Annotated in this window: 15 protein-coding genes; 14 read left to right on the forward strand and 1 reads right to left on the reverse strand. The window is 57.1% G+C overall.

The genetic code is table 11. The features are described from left to right. Positions 1–58 precede the first annotated feature (58 nt). The 10 genes from zapE (at position 59) to rlmD (ending at position 10,926) form a co-directional block, all read left to right on the forward strand. Entirely contained in the window at positions 59–1,156 is a 1,098-nt protein-coding gene (zapE, locus tag AC1RN6_RS10800) for a cell division protein ZapE (RefSeq protein WP_493005215.1), read from the forward strand. Positions 1,157–1,173: 17 nt separating this feature from the next. After that, a complete protein-coding gene (locus AC1RN6_RS10805; protein ID WP_493005216.1) occupies positions 1,174–1,959 on the forward strand; it encodes a hypothetical protein in 786 nt (261 codons plus the stop codon). A gap of 125 nt (positions 1,960–2,084) precedes the next feature. After that, positions 2,085–2,291 (forward strand): YdcH family protein, encoded by a 207-nt coding sequence (locus tag AC1RN6_RS10810; RefSeq protein ID WP_493005886.1) that lies wholly within the window; start codon positions 2,085–2,087, stop codon positions 2,289–2,291. 167 nt (positions 2,292–2,458) lie between these two features. Continuing rightward, the gene (gene yoaA / locus AC1RN6_RS10815) at positions 2,459–4,483 is read left to right on the forward strand and encodes a DNA repair helicase YoaA (protein WP_493005217.1); all 2,025 of its coding nucleotides are present in this window, start codon (positions 2,459–2,461) and stop codon (positions 4,481–4,483) included. Positions 4,484–4,560: 77 nt separating this feature from the next. After that, positions 4,561–5,502, forward strand: a complete 942-nt coding sequence (locus tag AC1RN6_RS10820; protein WP_493005218.1) for a flagellar brake protein — start codon at positions 4,561–4,563, stop codon at positions 5,500–5,502. A 109-nt stretch (positions 5,503–5,611) separates the two neighbouring features. Further along, entirely contained in the window at positions 5,612–6,349 is a 738-nt protein-coding gene (gene surE, locus AC1RN6_RS10825; RefSeq protein ID WP_493005220.1) for a 5'/3'-nucleotidase SurE, read from the forward strand. Further along, positions 6,346–7,263 carry a protein-L-isoaspartate(D-aspartate) O-methyltransferase gene (locus AC1RN6_RS10830; protein WP_493005221.1) on the forward strand — a complete coding sequence of 306 codons (918 nt, stop codon included), beginning with the start codon at positions 6,346–6,348 and terminating at the stop codon, positions 7,261–7,263. Before surE ends, AC1RN6_RS10830 begins: the two co-directional genes overlap by 4 nt. A gap of 135 nt (positions 7,264–7,398) precedes the next feature. Beyond that, entirely contained in the window at positions 7,399–8,412 is a 1,014-nt protein-coding gene (locus AC1RN6_RS10835) for a peptidoglycan DD-metalloendopeptidase family protein (protein WP_493005222.1), read from the forward strand. A 3-nt stretch (positions 8,413–8,415) separates the two neighbouring features. After that, positions 8,416–9,447 carry an RNA polymerase sigma factor RpoS gene (rpoS, locus tag AC1RN6_RS10840; RefSeq protein WP_493005223.1) on the forward strand — a complete coding sequence of 344 codons (1,032 nt, stop codon included), beginning with the start codon at positions 8,416–8,418 and terminating at the stop codon, positions 9,445–9,447. Between the two features lie 99 nt (positions 9,448–9,546). Next, positions 9,547–10,926, forward strand: coding sequence for a 23S rRNA (uracil(1939)-C(5))-methyltransferase RlmD (gene rlmD, locus AC1RN6_RS10845; protein ID WP_493005224.1), 1,380 nt, complete (start codon positions 9,547–9,549; stop codon positions 10,924–10,926). Positions 10,927–10,984: 58 nt separating this feature from the next. Here the strand turns inward: rlmD and AC1RN6_RS10850 are convergent, their stop codons facing one another. Continuing rightward, complete coding sequence (locus AC1RN6_RS10850; RefSeq protein WP_493005225.1) at positions 10,985–11,677, reverse strand: Bax inhibitor-1/YccA family protein; 693 nt, start codon at positions 11,675–11,677, stop codon at positions 10,985–10,987. Between the two features lie 224 nt (positions 11,678–11,901). Between AC1RN6_RS10850 and ndk the strand changes: the two genes are divergently transcribed. The 4 genes from ndk (at position 11,902) to AC1RN6_RS10870 (ending at position 15,475) form a co-directional block, all read left to right on the forward strand. After that, positions 11,902–12,327, forward strand: coding sequence for a nucleoside-diphosphate kinase (ndk, locus tag AC1RN6_RS10855; protein WP_007877268.1), 426 nt, complete (start codon positions 11,902–11,904; stop codon positions 12,325–12,327). A 67-nt stretch (positions 12,328–12,394) separates the two neighbouring features. Next, positions 12,395–13,576, forward strand: coding sequence for a dual-specificity RNA methyltransferase RlmN (rlmN, locus tag AC1RN6_RS10860; RefSeq protein ID WP_493005226.1), 1,182 nt, complete (start codon positions 12,395–12,397; stop codon positions 13,574–13,576). Next, a complete protein-coding gene (gene pilW / locus AC1RN6_RS10865; RefSeq protein WP_493005227.1) occupies positions 13,573–14,403 on the forward strand; it encodes a type IV pilus biogenesis/stability protein PilW in 831 nt (276 codons plus the stop codon). Before rlmN ends, pilW begins: the two co-directional genes overlap by 4 nt. Beyond that, positions 14,396–15,475, forward strand: coding sequence for a RodZ domain-containing protein (locus tag AC1RN6_RS10870; protein WP_493005228.1), 1,080 nt, complete (start codon positions 14,396–14,398; stop codon positions 15,473–15,475). The genes pilW and AC1RN6_RS10870 overlap by 8 nt, the downstream gene beginning before the upstream one ends. The last annotated feature ends 6 nt before the right edge of the window (positions 15,476–15,481 follow it).

Genomic DNA, 15,481 nt, shown 5'->3' on the forward strand with positions numbered 1-15,481 from the left:
GCCGATTGCGCTCATTCCGGATGCTCCGGATGACCCGAACTAAAAATAAAGATCAACCATGGATGTCCGCGAATTCTACGATCATGCGCTAAGCGAGCGTGGTTTCAAATCAGACGAGGCACAGCAGCGCGCGATCGATCGCCTGCAGCGTGCCTACGAAGAATGGGTCGCGTTCAAATCGCAGCGCTCCAGCACCTTCAAGCGGCTGATCAATCGCCCTGACGTGCCGCGCGGCGTGTACATGTGGGGCGGGGTGGGGCGCGGAAAATCCTTCCTGATGGACAGCTTTTACTCAGTCGTCCCGGTGGTGCGCAAGACGCGTCTGCATTTCCATGAATTCATGCGCGATGTCCATCGGCAGCTCGATGAGCTCAAGGGCATCGCCAATCCGCTGGATGAAGTCGCGCGCCGCATCGCCAAGAAATATCGCCTGATCTGCTTCGACGAATTCCACGTCTCGGATATCGCCGATGCGATGATCTTGTATAACCTGTTGACCGGTTTGTTCGACAACGGCGTATCGTTCATCATGACCTCGAATTACCAGCCGGAGACGCTGTATCCGGACGGCCTGCATCGCGATCGCATGCTGCCTACCATCAGACTGCTCAACGACAAACTCGATGTGATGAACATCGATGCCGGCGTCGACTACCGCAAGCGCGCGCTGGAGCAGGTCAAGATTTACCATTCGCCGCTCAACGCCACGACCGACAGCGAATTGCGCGAAGCTTTCGCCGCCGTTGCAGAAACCGCCGACGAAGATACCCGTGTGCATATCGAGGCGCGCGAGATTCGCGCCTTGCGACGTGCGGGCAGCGCGATCTGGTTTGATTTCGCGACCTTATGCGGCGGTCCGCGCTCGCAGAATGATTATCTGGAAATCGCCAGCCGTTTCCAGACCGTGATCTTGTCAGGCATCCCGCGCATGTCAGCGGCAATGTCGTCTGAAGCGCGCCGTTTTACCTGGCTGATTGACGTGTTCTACGACCACAAGGTCAAGCTGATCATGTCCGCAGAGGTCGAGCCGGAAGAGCTTTACACCGCCGGCACGCTGTCAAATGAGTTCCACCGCACGGTTTCACGTATCATTGAAATGCAATCGCGCGAATATATGGATTCCGAGCGCCGTCTGGCCGCCGATAAGCTCGCTTGAATATGGATAAGGGTTACATGCAATTATTTTTTGAACATTCCTCCCGCAAATTGCTTGCCTGCGCCGCCGTGTTGCTGGCGCTGTTGCCATTTGCGGCGTCGGCAGCCGAGAAGGCCTACGGGACACCGGGACAGCCGACGTTCGATCAGCGTTATCCATCGGGATCGATTCAAACCGTGGACTCCGCCGACAGCATTCTTCTTGAAGCCGATAAGGAACGTCAGGTCATCAACGATCAATACATTGATGATCAGCGCGCTTGTTATCATCGATTTTTTGTGTCTTCTTGCCTGGAAGATGCCAAGGAACGCAATCGCGTCGCAGTGAGACAAGTGCGCGATGTAGAGGTGGAGGCGAATGCCTACAAGCGCCAGGCCAAGGCCGACGATCGCGACAAGTCGCTGGCCGAACAGCATGCGAATGATGAGCAGGAAGCCGCCCGACGTGCGCAGGATCAAAAGGAAAAGGCGGCAGCCTCGCAGCGCAAGATTCAGGAAAGCATGGCCAAGCAGAAGCAGGTCGCTGATCGTGAAAGCCAGAGTGAAGGCCAGGCGGATCTGCGCGTGAAGGCCCACGAAGCGCAAGTGCGCAAGACGCAAGCGGAAGAAGCAGCAAAGGCGCCACAGCGGGCAGCCAACGAGCAGGCCTACAAAGAAAAAGTAAAACAGGCAGAAGCTCATCGCAAGGAAGTCGAAGCCAAGAAGGCGGAGAAAGAGCGCGAGCGTGCCGCCAAGCAACAGCAGACACCTGCTGCGCCAACCGCTCCGGCTACGGCAGCACCGGTCACGACACCTGCCAGGTAAGCTCTTCGCCGCCGGTCGATGTCGGCAACGATTGTTGACCTGCGGCAGGTGGATTACACTGTCAGCAGTCCGTTTCCTTGGCAGCGGCCGTGAGTGCCAGCGCCAATTTTGCAATAGAAGCCACCATGACCATGACGCACCGCGAAGATATACAGCGCCGTATTATCGAATTGGAAGTCGAACATCGTGACCTTGACGCGGTGATCGACATGCTTTCGCAAGGAACCCGTCATGAAGAATTACAATTGCGTCGTTTGAAGAAGCGCAAGCTGCAATTGAAAGATCATATCGTGTTGCTGAAAATGCAATTGATGCCCGATATTCCGGCCTGAGTTCCGCCGCACGCTTCTGCTCGATTCGGCGTGTGAAGCAGCCGCTGCAGTGGCTGCGCGGTAAGTTTCGCTGGCGGCCCGTACTCTTCATGCTGACGATCCTCCGTCTGCGTTTCTTTTATTTATTCTTTTGTTGTCCGGTTTAACCTCTTTACAGGCGTCAGTCAGTGAGTTCCATCGAAGATACCGCAGCACCCGTTCCACATGGTATCCATGATGCCGAGGTTGAGCAGCTTTTTGGCGAAGGCGGCCCGCTGGGCGGCCAGGTAGGCAGTTACCGCCCGCGCCATTCGCAAACCGAAATGGCGAAGGCCATCGCCGACGCCATCGCCGGTCAGCGCACGCTGATCGCAGAGGCGGGTACCGGCACCGGCAAGACTTTTGCCTATCTGGTTCCAGCCTTGCTTTGGGGCGGTAAAGTCATCGTGTCGACCGGCACCAAGAACCTGCAGGATCAGCTTTACTTGCGTGACATCCCCACCGTGCGCAAAGCCTTGAGCGCGCCGGTATCAGTTGCGCTGCTCAAGGGGCGATCCAACTACGTCTGCCATTTCCATCTCGAACGCACGCTGCAAAACGGTCGCATGACTTCGCGTGATGACGTCGGCTATTTGCGCGAAATTTCGCGCTTCATGAAGACGACATCATCCGGCGACAAGGCCGAATTATCCAAGGTGCCGGAGACTGCTCTGATCTGGAATCTGGTCACGTCAACCCGGGATACCTGCTTCGGCGCCGAGTGCCAGTACTACCAGGACTGTTTCGTCATGAAGGCGCGCAAGGAAGCGCAGCAGGCCGATATTGTGGTGGTGAATCATCACTTGTTCTTTGCAGACGTCGCGCTCAAGGATACCGGCGTGGCGGAGTTGCTGCCCACCGCCAATACCGTGATCTTCGACGAAGCGCATCAACTGCCGGAAACCGCGACGATGTTCTTCGGCGATACCGTCTCGACTTCGCAAGTGCTGGAGCTGTGCCGCGATGTGCTGGCGGAAGGCTTGTCGCACGCGCGTGACGGCGCCGACTGGGCCAAGGTTGTGTCGCCGGTCGAGAAAGCGGCGCGCGATTTGCGTCTGGCTTTCCCGGAAGATATCGTGCGCCTGGCGGTCAATCAAATCGCTCCGTCGAGCGTTTTCTTTCCGGCACTGGAAACCTTGCGCGACAACATAGACGACATGATCGCCGTGCTGGAAAAGCAGGCCGAGCGCGCCGAAACCATCGAACAATGCCGTACCCGTGCCATTGAGTTATCAAATCAGCTCGACAACTGGAACGGCGCCCAGGACAAAGCCGCCAGCGAGGATGGGCAGACGTACGTGCTGTGGGTTGAAGCCTTCACCTCGTCGCTGCAACTGCATCGTACGCCGCTGTCGATTGCGCCGATTTTCAACAAGCAACGCGAAGGCGTGCCGCGCGCCTGGATCTTTACGTCGGCGACGCTGGCGGTGAAGAATGATTTCAATCACTATACCTCGCAAATGGGCTTGTGGGACGAGCCGGCGCAGTCATGGCCGAGTCCGTTCAACTATGAACAGCAAGGCTTGCTGTACGTGCCGAACAATCTGCCGCAACCGAATTCGTTTGAATACACTGATGCAGTGATCGATGCTGCCTTGCCGGCGATCATTGCTGCCGGCGGCCGTACCTTCCTGCTGTGCACGACGATACGCGCCGTCAATCGCGCGGCAGAACGTCTGCGCGAAGAGTTCGAAACGCGCGGCTTGCCTTTCCCTTTGATGGTGCAGGGCGAAGCGGGGCGAACCGAGTTGCTGGATCGCTTCCGCGCGTCCGGCAATGGCGTGCTGATCGGCAGCCAGAGTTTCTGGGAAGGCGTCGACGTGCGTGGCGATGCCTTGTCGCTGGTGATCATCGACAAGCTGCCGTTTTCGCCACCCGATGATCCAGTGCTGGCAGCGCGTATTGCAGAGCTGGAGAAAAAAGGCCTGAACGGCTTTGTACATCATCAGTTGCCATCGGCCATCATCAATCTGAAGCAGGGCGCCGGGCGCCTGATTCGGGATGAGAGCGATCGTGGCGTACTGATGATTTGCGACCCGCGCCTGATTTCCAAGGGATATGGCCGGCGCATCTGGCAGAGCTTGCCGCCGTTCAAGCGCACACGCGAGATCGCAGCGGTAGAAGAGTTTTTCCTTCGTCGTGCAGAGCTGGCGGCAGCCGCCGACGAAACTTGATTTGATCTTGAACGATCTGGAAATAACGATCGCACCGACGCGATCTGCATGGTGAATAACCCATACAGAGGATAGGCATGGCGAGTTTAAGCGCATCGACTGCATTAGTACCGGTACGTGCCAGCGAGCTCATTGTCGGGCAGCGTGCACCATGGCCGATTTACAACGAAGCCGGTGATTTGCTGCTGGCGCGCGGCAGCATGGTGGAAACACAAGGGCAGCTCGACGGCTTGCTGGAGCACGGCCTGTTTCGCAACGAAAAATGGGGAACGGAACCAGACACCGACTCGGTGCCGTTGCCGCAATCGCGCGATGTGCTGCAAAAGCGCCGCCGCTCTAAAGGTTTGCGTCCGCCTGCGCCAGGCCGCGGGCAGGAAAGTATCGTCAGCATGGATGAGGTGCGCTGGCGTATCGGCGACGCCTTGTCGCTACAACTGAAAGAGGCACCCGACGTCCGCTACAACATCAGCCTGATGGGTAGTCTCGCGGGTAAAAGCGTGCTGGTTTCGGCGCCGGTGAAAGACGGCAAATACATGCACATGCGCGATGGCCAGATCGTCGTGGTGCGCGCCTTGTCGGGACGGCGCGCTTACGCTTTCGTCGCCAGCGTTCTCAAGTACCAGAACCTGCCTTACCCCTATGTCCATCTGTCGTGCCCGCGTGAAGTGCGCTGCACCGTGATCCGCCAGGATGCACGGGTGGAAGTGGATGTCGACGCCTTCCTGACGATTGGTTCTGCGCCGCCTGCGGCACTCAACCTGCTCGATCTGAGCGTCGGCGGGGTGTCCGGCATCAGCAATTTCCTCGGCTGCACCAAGGATGCGAAGGGGCGACTCAAGTTCATCATCAATGTTGCCGGCGAAGAACGGGGATTGGACCTCGATGTCGTGCTGCGAACGGTTGAGGCCGACAGTGATCCCAGTTACGCCAAGTACGGTCTGGAGTTCATCGACGTATCCGCACGCGATCGCCTCATTTTGTCCGCATTCGTCTATCAGACCGTCAGCGAAACCGATTGATCTGCCGCTTGCGGCGGGGCGTAATTGCCGTTCGACTGCCTCTAAGTTTTACGATGCTTCGCCACATTTCTCTGCGAATTTGGCAGGGGGCTTCGGGTAAAATGGCGGGATGAAAATCTTAATCAGTAACGACGACGGCTATCAGGCTCCAGGTATCCTGGCGCTGGCTGACGCCTTGTCCGCCATCGCCGAGATCACGGTGGTGGCACCAGACAGCAATCGTTCAGGCAGTTCCAACTCGCTGACGCTTGATCGCCCTTTGTGGGTTGAGCGCGCCGGCAACGGTTTTTATTATCTCAATGGCACCCCATCGGACTGCGTGCACGTCGCCTTGACCGGTTTGTTGCCGGAGCGTCCGGACCTGATCGTCTCTGGCATCAACCAGGGGCAGAACATGGGTGACGACACGTTGTACTCCGGTACGGTGGCGGCGGCGACCGAGGGGTTCCTGTTCGGCATCCCGGCGATTGCCTTTTCACAGTTGCACAAGGGCTGGGCACATCTCGACAGCGCGGCACGCATTGCACGCGAAATCGTCGAGCGCCAGTTCGAAGAACTTGCCAAGCCCTATCTGCTGAACGTCAATATTCCCAATCTGCCGTACGAAGAACTCAAGCCTTGCACCGCTACACGGCTGGGCAAGCGGCACACCTCGGAGCCGGTCTACAAGATGCGCGATCCGCACGGCAAGGACATCTACTGGATCGGCCCGGCCGGTGCCGTCAAGGATGCCGGCGAGGGCACCGATTTTCATGCAACGGCACAAGGGCACGTATCGATCACGCCGCTGCAAATTGACCTGACGCATACGGCGCAGCTGGCCAATCTGAAGAAGGCATTGGCATGACCGGTAAATCCAGCCGTTTCCCCTTGTCCTTGTCTTCCGTAGTTGAGAAGAAAGGCAAGTCATCGGCGACAGCTTCCGGCCGGACGACCCCGCAGTTTGCTGCGCCGGCACGCACCGTCGTGACGCCGCAGACAGCAACCAGAAATGCCGCCCAGGATTCCGGCCGTCAGGCTGCCAAAGCACAAGCCGCACAATCTGCGCAGCCGGCCAGCAAACCTGCTGCGCGCAACGCCTTGCCGACACCGATCCCGACTGCCAATCGTCAGGCGTCTCTGGTATCGGACGCTGTTCGCAAAGCCATGGTGGCGCGCGTGGCCAAGCAGGGTGTGAGCGATCCCAAGGTATTGGCAGCGATGGAAGCGGTGCCTCGGCATATGTTCATGGATCCGGGGCTGTCGAGCCAGGCTTACATTGATGCTTCATTGCCGATCGGACATCATCAGACGATTTCACAGCCCTATATCGTTGCGCGCATGATCGAAATCATGCGCGACAACAATAAGGGCAAAGTGCTCGATCGCGTGCTGGAAATCGGCACGGGCTGCGGATATCAGGCCGCAGTGTTGTCGCTGGTGGCGAAAGACGTGTATTCGATTGAGCGCATCAAACCGTTGCATGAACTGGCCAAAATCAATTTGCGGCCGCTGCGTATTGCCAACATCCGCTTGCATTACGGAGATGGTATGCTAGGTCTGCCGCAGGTGGCGCCGTTCGACGGTATCATTCTTGCTGCGGCCGGCCTGGAAGTGCCTCAGGCTCTGTTGGAGCAGTTGGCGATAGGCGGGCGCCTGGTGGCGCCTGTCGGGGGACGTCAGCAAATGCTGCAGCTGATCGAGCGCATCAGCAAGTTTGAGTGGACCAGCGAAACCTTGGAAGAATGCCATTTCGTGCCGCTGCGTCCGGGCACGGTGTAACAAGAAATAGAATAAGCAGAGTAAGCAGCACAGCCAATGGCAACAAGGTGCATGATCAGGCCTTGCTTGTCCCGATGAACTTCTCGCGCAAGGCGCGGGTCAACGTTATCGTTGTACAAAATTAATGTAATGAGCATGAAAAAAATTCGTTTGGTGTGGTTGGGGATTACCGTCAGTCTGCTTGCAGCGTGTTCGACTACGCCGCGTACCGCGGCGCCTGTGGTGGACCGCACGGGGAATTCCTCCCAGCCTGTTGCCGATGCAAGCAAGTCCGCCGCAACTGTCGCAGCAGCGCGTCCGGATGGAAAAGGTTATTACACCGTGAAGAAGGGCGATACGTTGTACCGTATCGCGCTGGAGTCGGGGCAGAGCTATCGCGATATCGTCGCCTGGAACAATCTGACCAATCCGAATGACATCAAGGTCGATCAGGTGCTGCGCGTGTCGCCGCCTGATGGCGTGCAAACCGGCGCGGTAGTGGTCGGCGGCACATCGGGTGGTATCGAGGTCAAACCGCTGGGTGCGTCGACGGCGGCGAACAATGGCGTTGCGGCCCCGGTCGCCGGCGTCGGCAGCAACAAGATTGGTCCGCGCGGCGACAAGCGCGCTTATTCGGACAGCACGCTGGCCGAGATGGAAAAGCCGGATACGGCACCGACCAGTGCACCTGCTGCGGCAGCGCCGGCAGCAAACGCGCAAGCAGCGGTGGCGCCGGCCAAGACGGAGCCTGCACATGCGGCAGATAAGCCTGCACCTGCAGCAGCGGCACCTGCGGCTGACGACGACGCAGTCTCCTGGATGTGGCCTGCAGAAGGCAAGGTTGTGGGTACGTTTGACGGCGGCAAGAAAGGCGTCGACATCGCCGGCAAGAGTGGTCAGCCGGTACTGGCGGCAGGTGCGGGCAAGGTCATGTATGCCGGTAGCGGCATCCGAGGCTACGGCAATCTGGTGATCGTCAAGCACACGAATAATCTGCTGTCGGCTTATGCACACAACAAGACAATACTGGTGAAGGAAGGGCAAGCTGTAACCAAGGGACAGAAGATTGCCGAGATGGGGAATTCGGATAGCGACAGCGTCAAGTTGCACTTCGAAATTCGTCAGCAAGGCAAACCTGTCGATCCGTCGAAATACCTACCTCCACGTTAGCGTATGAGCCCACGCCCTCAAGATCACCTGCCAGATGACGAGTCCCGATCGGACGACCCAGTCGAGCCAATGGATGCTGCCGACGATCTGGAAGTGATTGATGAGGGCGATCCGGCAGAAGGTGACGGCGATGGCGAAGCGGAAGTTGTCGTCGCCGTCGAGGGCGTCGAAGAGCTGAAAAAGGTTCTCGCCGCAGAACTCTCCACCGACACTACTCAGCATTACCTCAATCAGATCGGTACCCGGCCGTTACTGACCGCTCCGGAAGAGCTGTACTTTGCCACGCTGGCTAAGCAGGGTGATTTCGCTTCCCGGCAAAAAATGATCGAACACAACCTGCGTCTGGTGGTGTCGATCGCCAAGCACTACATCAATCGCGGCGTGGCTTTGCTGGATCTCATCGAAGAAGGCAATCTCGGCCTGATGCGAGCTATCGACAAGTTCGAGCCGGAGCGCGGTTTCCGTTTTTCGACCTACGCCACCTGGTGGATACGCCAGAGCATTGAGCGCGCCATCATGAACCAGGCGCGCACGGTGCGTTTGCCGGTGCACATGGTGCGCGAGCTCAACCAGATTCTGCGCGCCAAATACCATTTAGAAGCGCAGCAGCACGACGGCCGCGATGCTACTGCCGAAGACATCGCCCATCTGGTGGATCGGCCGGTGGAAGACGTGCAGGACGTATTGACGCTGTCCGAACATGCCGCGTCGCTCGACACGCCGCTCGACAACGATCCTCAGGCCAGCCTGATTGACCTGCTGCCGGGGTCGACGGATGAAAATCCTGATACGCAGGCGGAATCGCATGAAATGTCGATCCTGATCCGCGACTGGCTCAAAAACTTGCCGGATAAGCAAAGAATCGTCATCACGCGCCGTTTCGGCCTGGACAACGATGACCCGTCAACGCTGGAGCAACTCGCTACGGAAATGGGCATTACCCGCGAGCGCGTACGCCAGGTCCAGCAAGAAGCGCTCATCAAGCTCAAACGCACTCTGGTGTCGCGCGGCGTCAGCAAGGACGCGCTGTTCTGATAGCGCTGGTGGCGTTTTAGCTTCCCTCAGCTCCCCGGATCGCCGACAATAGCGGTTTTAGTTTTTTAGGCTGCGACGGCGGCCGCATCTATAGTTTCTATGCAGCAAAATATTATCGATATCAAAGCTCTCGACATGGACGGGCGCGGCGTCGGCCATCTGGCGAACGAAGATGGCACTCAAGGCAAGGTCGTGTTCGTCGAAGGCGCGTTGCCGGGAGAGCAGGTCAGCTTCCATTCCTATCGCAAGAAGCCGAAGTGGGAAGCCGCGACGATGACGGCCTTGCATCGCGAATCGTCGTTGCGCGTCAAGCCTCAATGCGACTATTTCGGCATTTGCGGTGGCTGCGCCATGCAGCATCTGGAGCCTTCCGCCCAGGTAGCGATGAAGCAGCGGGTGCTGGAAGACAATCTCTGGCATCTCAGCAAACTCAAGGCCGAAACCATGTTGCGCCCGATTTATGGGCCAACCTGGGGCTACCGCTATCGTGCCCGGATTTCGGTCAAGAACGTGGTCAAAAAAGGCACCGTGCTGGTCGGCTTTCATGAGAAAAAATCGCCCTTCGTGAGCGACATGAAAACCTGCGAAATCCTGCCGCCGCATGTCTCCGCGATGCTGGTGCCGCTGCGCCATCTGATCGGTTCTCTGTCGATCATTGAGCGCTTGCCGCAGATTGAGCTGGCGATTGGCGAAGGCGATGACGGGCAGAAGACGACGGTGATGGTGCTGCGCGTGATGGAGCCGCCAAGCGCTGACGATGAGGTCAAGCTGAAGGCTTTCTCGGACGAACACAAGGTCGAGTGGTGGCTGCAGCCTAAAGGCCCGGACACCGCTTATCCATACTATCCGCCGCAGTCGAACTTGCACTACACCTTGCCGGAATTCGGCATCCGCATGCCTTTCAAACCGACCGACTTCACGCAGGTCAACCATCAGATCAATCGTGTGCTGGTGGCGCGCGCCTTGCGCTTGCTGGATGCGCAGCCGGAAGACCGTGTTGCCGACTTGTTCTGCGGCTTGGGCAACTTCACTTTGCCGATTGCCACAATGGCAAAAGAGGTGATTGGTATTGAGGGAAGTACTGCGCTGACTGAGCGTGCGGCTGAAAATGCCAAGGTCAACAATGTCGCCGAAAAGACGTCGTTCTATTGCCGCAATCTGTTTGAGGCGACGACGGAAGATTTCGTCGCATTGGGCAAGTTCGATCGCATGCTGATCGATCCACCGCGCGAAGGCGCATTGGAAGTGTGTAAGGCGATCGCCGGTCTTGGTGAGCAGCACGCGCATCTGAAGCCCAAGCGCATCGTGTATGTGTCATGCAATCCAGCGACGCTGGCACGGGACTCCGGTGAGTTGGTAAATGGCGGCGGTTACCGTCTGAAGCTGGCTGGCGTGGTCAACATGTTTCCACATACGGCGCACGTGGAATCGATGGCGGTTTTTGATTTGGACGAGTGTATCAATTCGTCGCGTGGTTGAATTGAGGGCGTAAAAAAAGCCGACCAGAAGGTCGGCTTTTTTATTGGAAATTTACGGATCAGTCGCGGTTGCCGCCAAAGATGCCGAGAATCGACAGCAGGTTGACGAACACGTTGTAGACATCCAGGTAAATGCGCAGCGTTGCCGAAATGTAATTAGTTTCGCCGCCGTTGATCACTTGCTGTACGTCAAACAGAATGTAAGCAGAGAAGATTGCGATAGCAACCACGGAAATCGTCAGTTGCAGTGCCGGCAATTGCAGGAAAATATTCGCCAGCGATGCGACGACAATCACTAGCAGGCCGGCAAACAGCCATTTGCTCATGCCAGAGAAGTCACGCTTGGAAACCGTGGCAACAGTCGCCATCACGCCAAAAATCAGTGCGGTTCCGCCGAACGCGGTCATGATCAGCGTTCCGCCGTTGGAAAATCCCAGCGTGTATTCAATCAGGCGCGACAGCATCAGGCCCATGAAGAAGGTGAAGCCGAGCAGTACGGCGACGCCCAGACCCGAATTCTTGGTTTTTTCGATGGCATAGAAGAAACCGAATGCTACCGCCATGAACACGACGAAGCCGATCATCGGGCTGCCGGCGAACATGCTGAAGTGCATTTGTACGCCCAGCCATGCGCCCAGTACGGTCGGGATCATGGACAATGCGAGCAGCCAGTAAGTGTTGCGCAGCACGCGGTTGCGCGCGACGACGCCGGTGCCGACAGTTTCAAATGCGTTTTGTGGGTATTGACTCATTCTTCCTCCAGTTGCGATAAATGCGAACCAAGCATAGCACGACAGTCCTGTGTAGGACAGGTTCCGGGTCACTAAGTTCGGCGGAGGATTTTCTCCTGCATTTGTCAAAATGGCATGCTTTGCAGCAAATTAGGCTGATAAATAGCCTTTTCGTGCTAGAATCAAAGGTTGATTGAATTGTTGATTAACGGCTTAACCCTTTCTTTTTATTGGAGTTTTTACACATGGCAATTGAACGCACCCTGTCGATTATCAAACCGGACGCAGTTGCGAAAAACGTGATCGGTCAGATTTATTCCCGTTTCGAAAACGCCGGCCTGAAAATCATCGCTGCGCGCATGATTCACTTGTCGCGTGCGGAAGCTGAAGGTTTCTACGCGGTTCACCGCGAGCGTCCTTTCTTCAAGGATCTGGTTGACTTCATGGTCTCCGGTCCTGTGATCGTGCAAGCTCTGGAAGGCGAAAACGCCATTCTGAAGCACCGTGACCTGATGGGCGCAACCGATCCGAAGAAAGCAGAAAAAGGCACAATCCGCGCCGATTTCGCTGATTCGATCGATGCTAACGCAGTGCACGGTTCCGACGCAGCTGAAACAGCCAAGGTTGAAATCTCGTATTTCTTCCCAGCGCTGAACATCTATTCGCGTTAATTTGTAGCAAGTTGTCCTTGATGTTTAGTGATCTATGCATCAAGGTTAACGAAAAGTGGTACATGTCATGACAACAGCTCTCACCAATCTGCTGGATCTGGATCCCGCGCAACTCGTCGCTTACTGTGGCGAGTTGGGTGAGAAGCCGTTTCGCGCCAAACAATTGCAACGTTGGATACACCAGTACGGTGTGGCCGACTTTGCCGAGATGACCGATCTCGCCAAATCACTGCGTGAAAAGCTGTCCACGCGCGCGTTCGTCGCTGCGCCGGCAATCATCAGTGATCACACTTCTACCGATGGCACCCGCAAATGGCTGGTGGACGTCGGCAACGGCAATGCCGTTGAAACCGTATTCATTCCCGAAGAAACCCGCGGCACCCTGTGTATTTCGACCCAGGCGGGCTGTGCGGTGAATTGCCGTTTTTGTTCGACCGGCAAGCAGGGCTTCAACCGCAATCTGAGCGTCGGCGAAATCATCGGCCAGCTCTGGATGGCCGAGTTTGAATTGCGTAAAACCAAAGGCATCGAGCCCGGCCCGAAAGGCGAGCGCCAGATCACCAATGTGGTGATGATGGGCATGGGCGAGCCTTTGTTGAACTTTGAGCCTACCGTTACCGCGCTGAAGCTGATGCTCGACGATAACGCGTATGGCTTGTCGCGCCGCCGCGTGACCTTGTCGACCAGTGGCGTGGTGCCGATGATCGACAAGTTGTCGCAGGAATGCCCCGTGGCCTTGGCTGTGTCGCTGCACGCATCGAACGATACCTTGCGCGATGGCCTGATCCCTCTGAATAAAAAATATCCACTGCACGAACTGATGGCGGCCTGCAAGCGTTATCTGGAATTCGCGCCGCGTGACTTCGTTACCTTTGAATATTGCATGCTGGATGGCGTCAACGACAGCGACGCGCATGCGCGTGAACTGGTTGCGCTGGTGCAGGGCGGTGGCGACAGCAAGGCTGCCGTGCCGTGCAAATTCAATCTGATTCCTTTCAATCCTTTCCCTGAGTCGGGACTGAAGCGTTCGCACAATCCCCGGATCAAGGCGTTTGCCCAGATTCTGATGGATGCCGGCATCGTGACGACCATTCGCAAGACGCGCGGCGATGATATCGACGCGGCATGCGGTCAATTGGCCGGCGAAGTGAAAGATCGTACACGCGTGCAGGAGCGCATGCAGAAGATGACCGAATACCAGCAAAAATTCGGCAAGGATTTCGGCCGCATCGTGGAGATATCCGGGTGAGGGGAAACTGGCAGAAAAGCGTTGTTGCTTTTGCGCTGGCGCCTGCTTTGCTGCTGACTGGATGTGCTTCTTCCAAATCGGACAAGGCTGCCGCTGTCGCTCCCGCTCCGGATAATTCTGTTTCCAGTCTTCCCCGTGTCGCGGTGCGTGCTGATGCGCAAACGCGTGCGGACATTCGCTTGCAACTGGCGATCGGCTACTACGATCAGCGTCAGTTTGGCGTGGTTGTGGAAGAGGCTGGGCTGGCTTTGCAGGCGGTTCCCGATTTTGCCGATGCCTATAGCATGAGAGCGTTGGCTTACATGGAAATGGGGCAGGGGAAGCTGGCGGAGAACGATTTTTTGCGGGCCATGAAGCTGGCACCGGGTAATCCGGACTTTGCCAACAATTACGGCTGGTTTTTGTGCAATGACGGACGCGCTGCCGAGGCGATGCCGTTTTTTGAATCGGCCATTGGCAATCGCTCGTACCAGTCTCCCGGCAAGGCGCTTGCCAATGCCGGCGCCTGCAGTATGAAACTGCAGGACGCGCAGGCTGCGGAGCGCTATTTTGCGCGTGCTTTTCAGTATGAGCCGGCCAGTCTTGCGACGAATGTGAATCTGACCAGATTGTATTTCGACCGGCATGAATTTGAGCGCGCTCGCTTTCATATCGGTCTTGCAGCAAAGAATAATGTCCTGGATGTTCAAGCACTATGGCTTGCCATCAAGATTGAACGTAAACTAGGCAATCAATCAGCCGAAAATGATCTGGCGGTGCAGTTGCGCCGCCGCTATCCGTCTTCGTCAGAATACGCGGCTTATCAACGTGGAGCATTTGATGAGTGATCAGCAGGGAAATGAAGCGCCAGTCCCCGAATTTGTATCGGGAACAGAAGAGGTAAAGCAGGTCGCATTACCCGGAGCGCTATTGGCGGCACAACGCCAGGCCAAAGGCTGGTCTGTAGAACATGCTGCCAGTCAGCTGAAGTTTGCAACCCGGCAAGTGATTGCCCTGGAAGCCGACAACTATGCTGCATTGCCGGGCCAGGTCATCGTGCGGGGTTTTGTCCGTGCCTACGCCAAATTGCTGGGGCTGGATGCCAATGCTCTGGTGGCGATGTTGCCGCAGGAAGGGCCGGCCCGCAACGAGCCAATCGTGCCGCAACGCACTTTGTCGACACCGTTTTCGGAATCGCCGCTGCCGCTGGGGAATCGCAGCACAGTATCGCCTGGATTGATCGTTGGTGGCATTTTGGCGGTCATTCTGGCCGGCGCAGCAATCGCTATCCATGAAACGGATTTGTTAAGCGGCGTGCCGCAAATGGCGTGGCTGAAGTCTGCGGCTAACAAGGCAGGCGCTGCAGATGAGCCGCAAGCGTCGGTACAGGGCCAGGCGGCAGAGACGCAGGATTTGCCTCCCGAAGTCCAGGATGGCTCGGACAAAAGCAAGCTGGAAAAAGTTGAGTCGGCAGTGGCAAGCGCAGCAAGTGCAACCAACTCGGCGATCACGAATGTGTCCGAGCGCGTGGCCAATGTAGTGTCGGCGCCGGCGTCTCAGCCTGAAACTGCTCCAGCAGAGAAGCCTGCTGCGTCTGCGCCACCTGCGCAACCTGCCGCAACAGTTGCCTCGGCGCCGGTGAATCCGACGTCTCCCGTGACCGGCGGGTTGAATATCAGCAACAGCAAAGATTTGCTGCGACTGACTTTCCGTGAAGACTCTTGGGTTGAGATTCGCCGCAACGACAAGACGACCATGATTTCCCGTCTGTTGAAGGCAGGCACTTCGGAGTCGTTCGATATTACGGAGCCGGTAACGCTGGTGATCGGCAATGCTGCCGGTGTTGATGCCAGCTTGCGCGGTTCCAGGCTGGATTTGCAGGCTGCCGGCAACAATGTAGCTCGTCTGAGTTTGAAATAAACACGT

This window comes from Herbaspirillum sp. GW822-FHT03A08 (assembly GCF_058801885.1).

What these genes read in the sequence shown, in the direction of transcription:
- zapE (WP_493005215.1), top strand. Translation starts at nt 59, where the DNA reads ATGGATGTCCGCGAATTCTACGATCATGCGCTAAGCGAGCGTGGTTTC.
- AC1RN6_RS10805 (WP_493005216.1), top strand. Translation starts at nt 1,174, where the DNA reads ATGCAATTATTTTTTGAACATTCCTCCCGCAAATTGCTTGCCTGCGCC.
- AC1RN6_RS10810 (WP_493005886.1), top strand. Translation starts at nt 2,085, where the DNA reads ATGACCATGACGCACCGCGAAGATATACAGCGCCGTATTATCGAATTG.
- AC1RN6_RS10820 (WP_493005218.1), top strand. Translation starts at nt 4,561, where the DNA reads ATGGCGAGTTTAAGCGCATCGACTGCATTAGTACCGGTACGTGCCAGC.
- surE (WP_493005220.1), top strand. Translation starts at nt 5,612, where the DNA reads ATGAAAATCTTAATCAGTAACGACGACGGCTATCAGGCTCCAGGTATC.
- AC1RN6_RS10830 (WP_493005221.1), top strand. Translation starts at nt 6,346, where the DNA reads ATGACCGGTAAATCCAGCCGTTTCCCCTTGTCCTTGTCTTCCGTAGTT.
- AC1RN6_RS10835 (WP_493005222.1), top strand. Translation starts at nt 7,399, where the DNA reads ATGAAAAAAATTCGTTTGGTGTGGTTGGGGATTACCGTCAGTCTGCTT.
- rpoS (WP_493005223.1), top strand. Translation starts at nt 8,416, where the DNA reads ATGAGCCCACGCCCTCAAGATCACCTGCCAGATGACGAGTCCCGATCG.
- rlmD (WP_493005224.1), top strand. Translation starts at nt 9,547, where the DNA reads ATGCAGCAAAATATTATCGATATCAAAGCTCTCGACATGGACGGGCGC.
- AC1RN6_RS10850 (WP_493005225.1), bottom strand. Translation starts at nt 11,677, where the DNA reads ATGAGTCAATACCCACAAAACGCATTTGAAACTGTCGGCACCGGCGTC.
- ndk (WP_007877268.1), top strand. Translation starts at nt 11,902, where the DNA reads ATGGCAATTGAACGCACCCTGTCGATTATCAAACCGGACGCAGTTGCG.
- rlmN (WP_493005226.1), top strand. Translation starts at nt 12,395, where the DNA reads ATGACAACAGCTCTCACCAATCTGCTGGATCTGGATCCCGCGCAACTC.
- AC1RN6_RS10870 (WP_493005228.1), top strand. Translation starts at nt 14,396, where the DNA reads ATGAGTGATCAGCAGGGAAATGAAGCGCCAGTCCCCGAATTTGTATCG.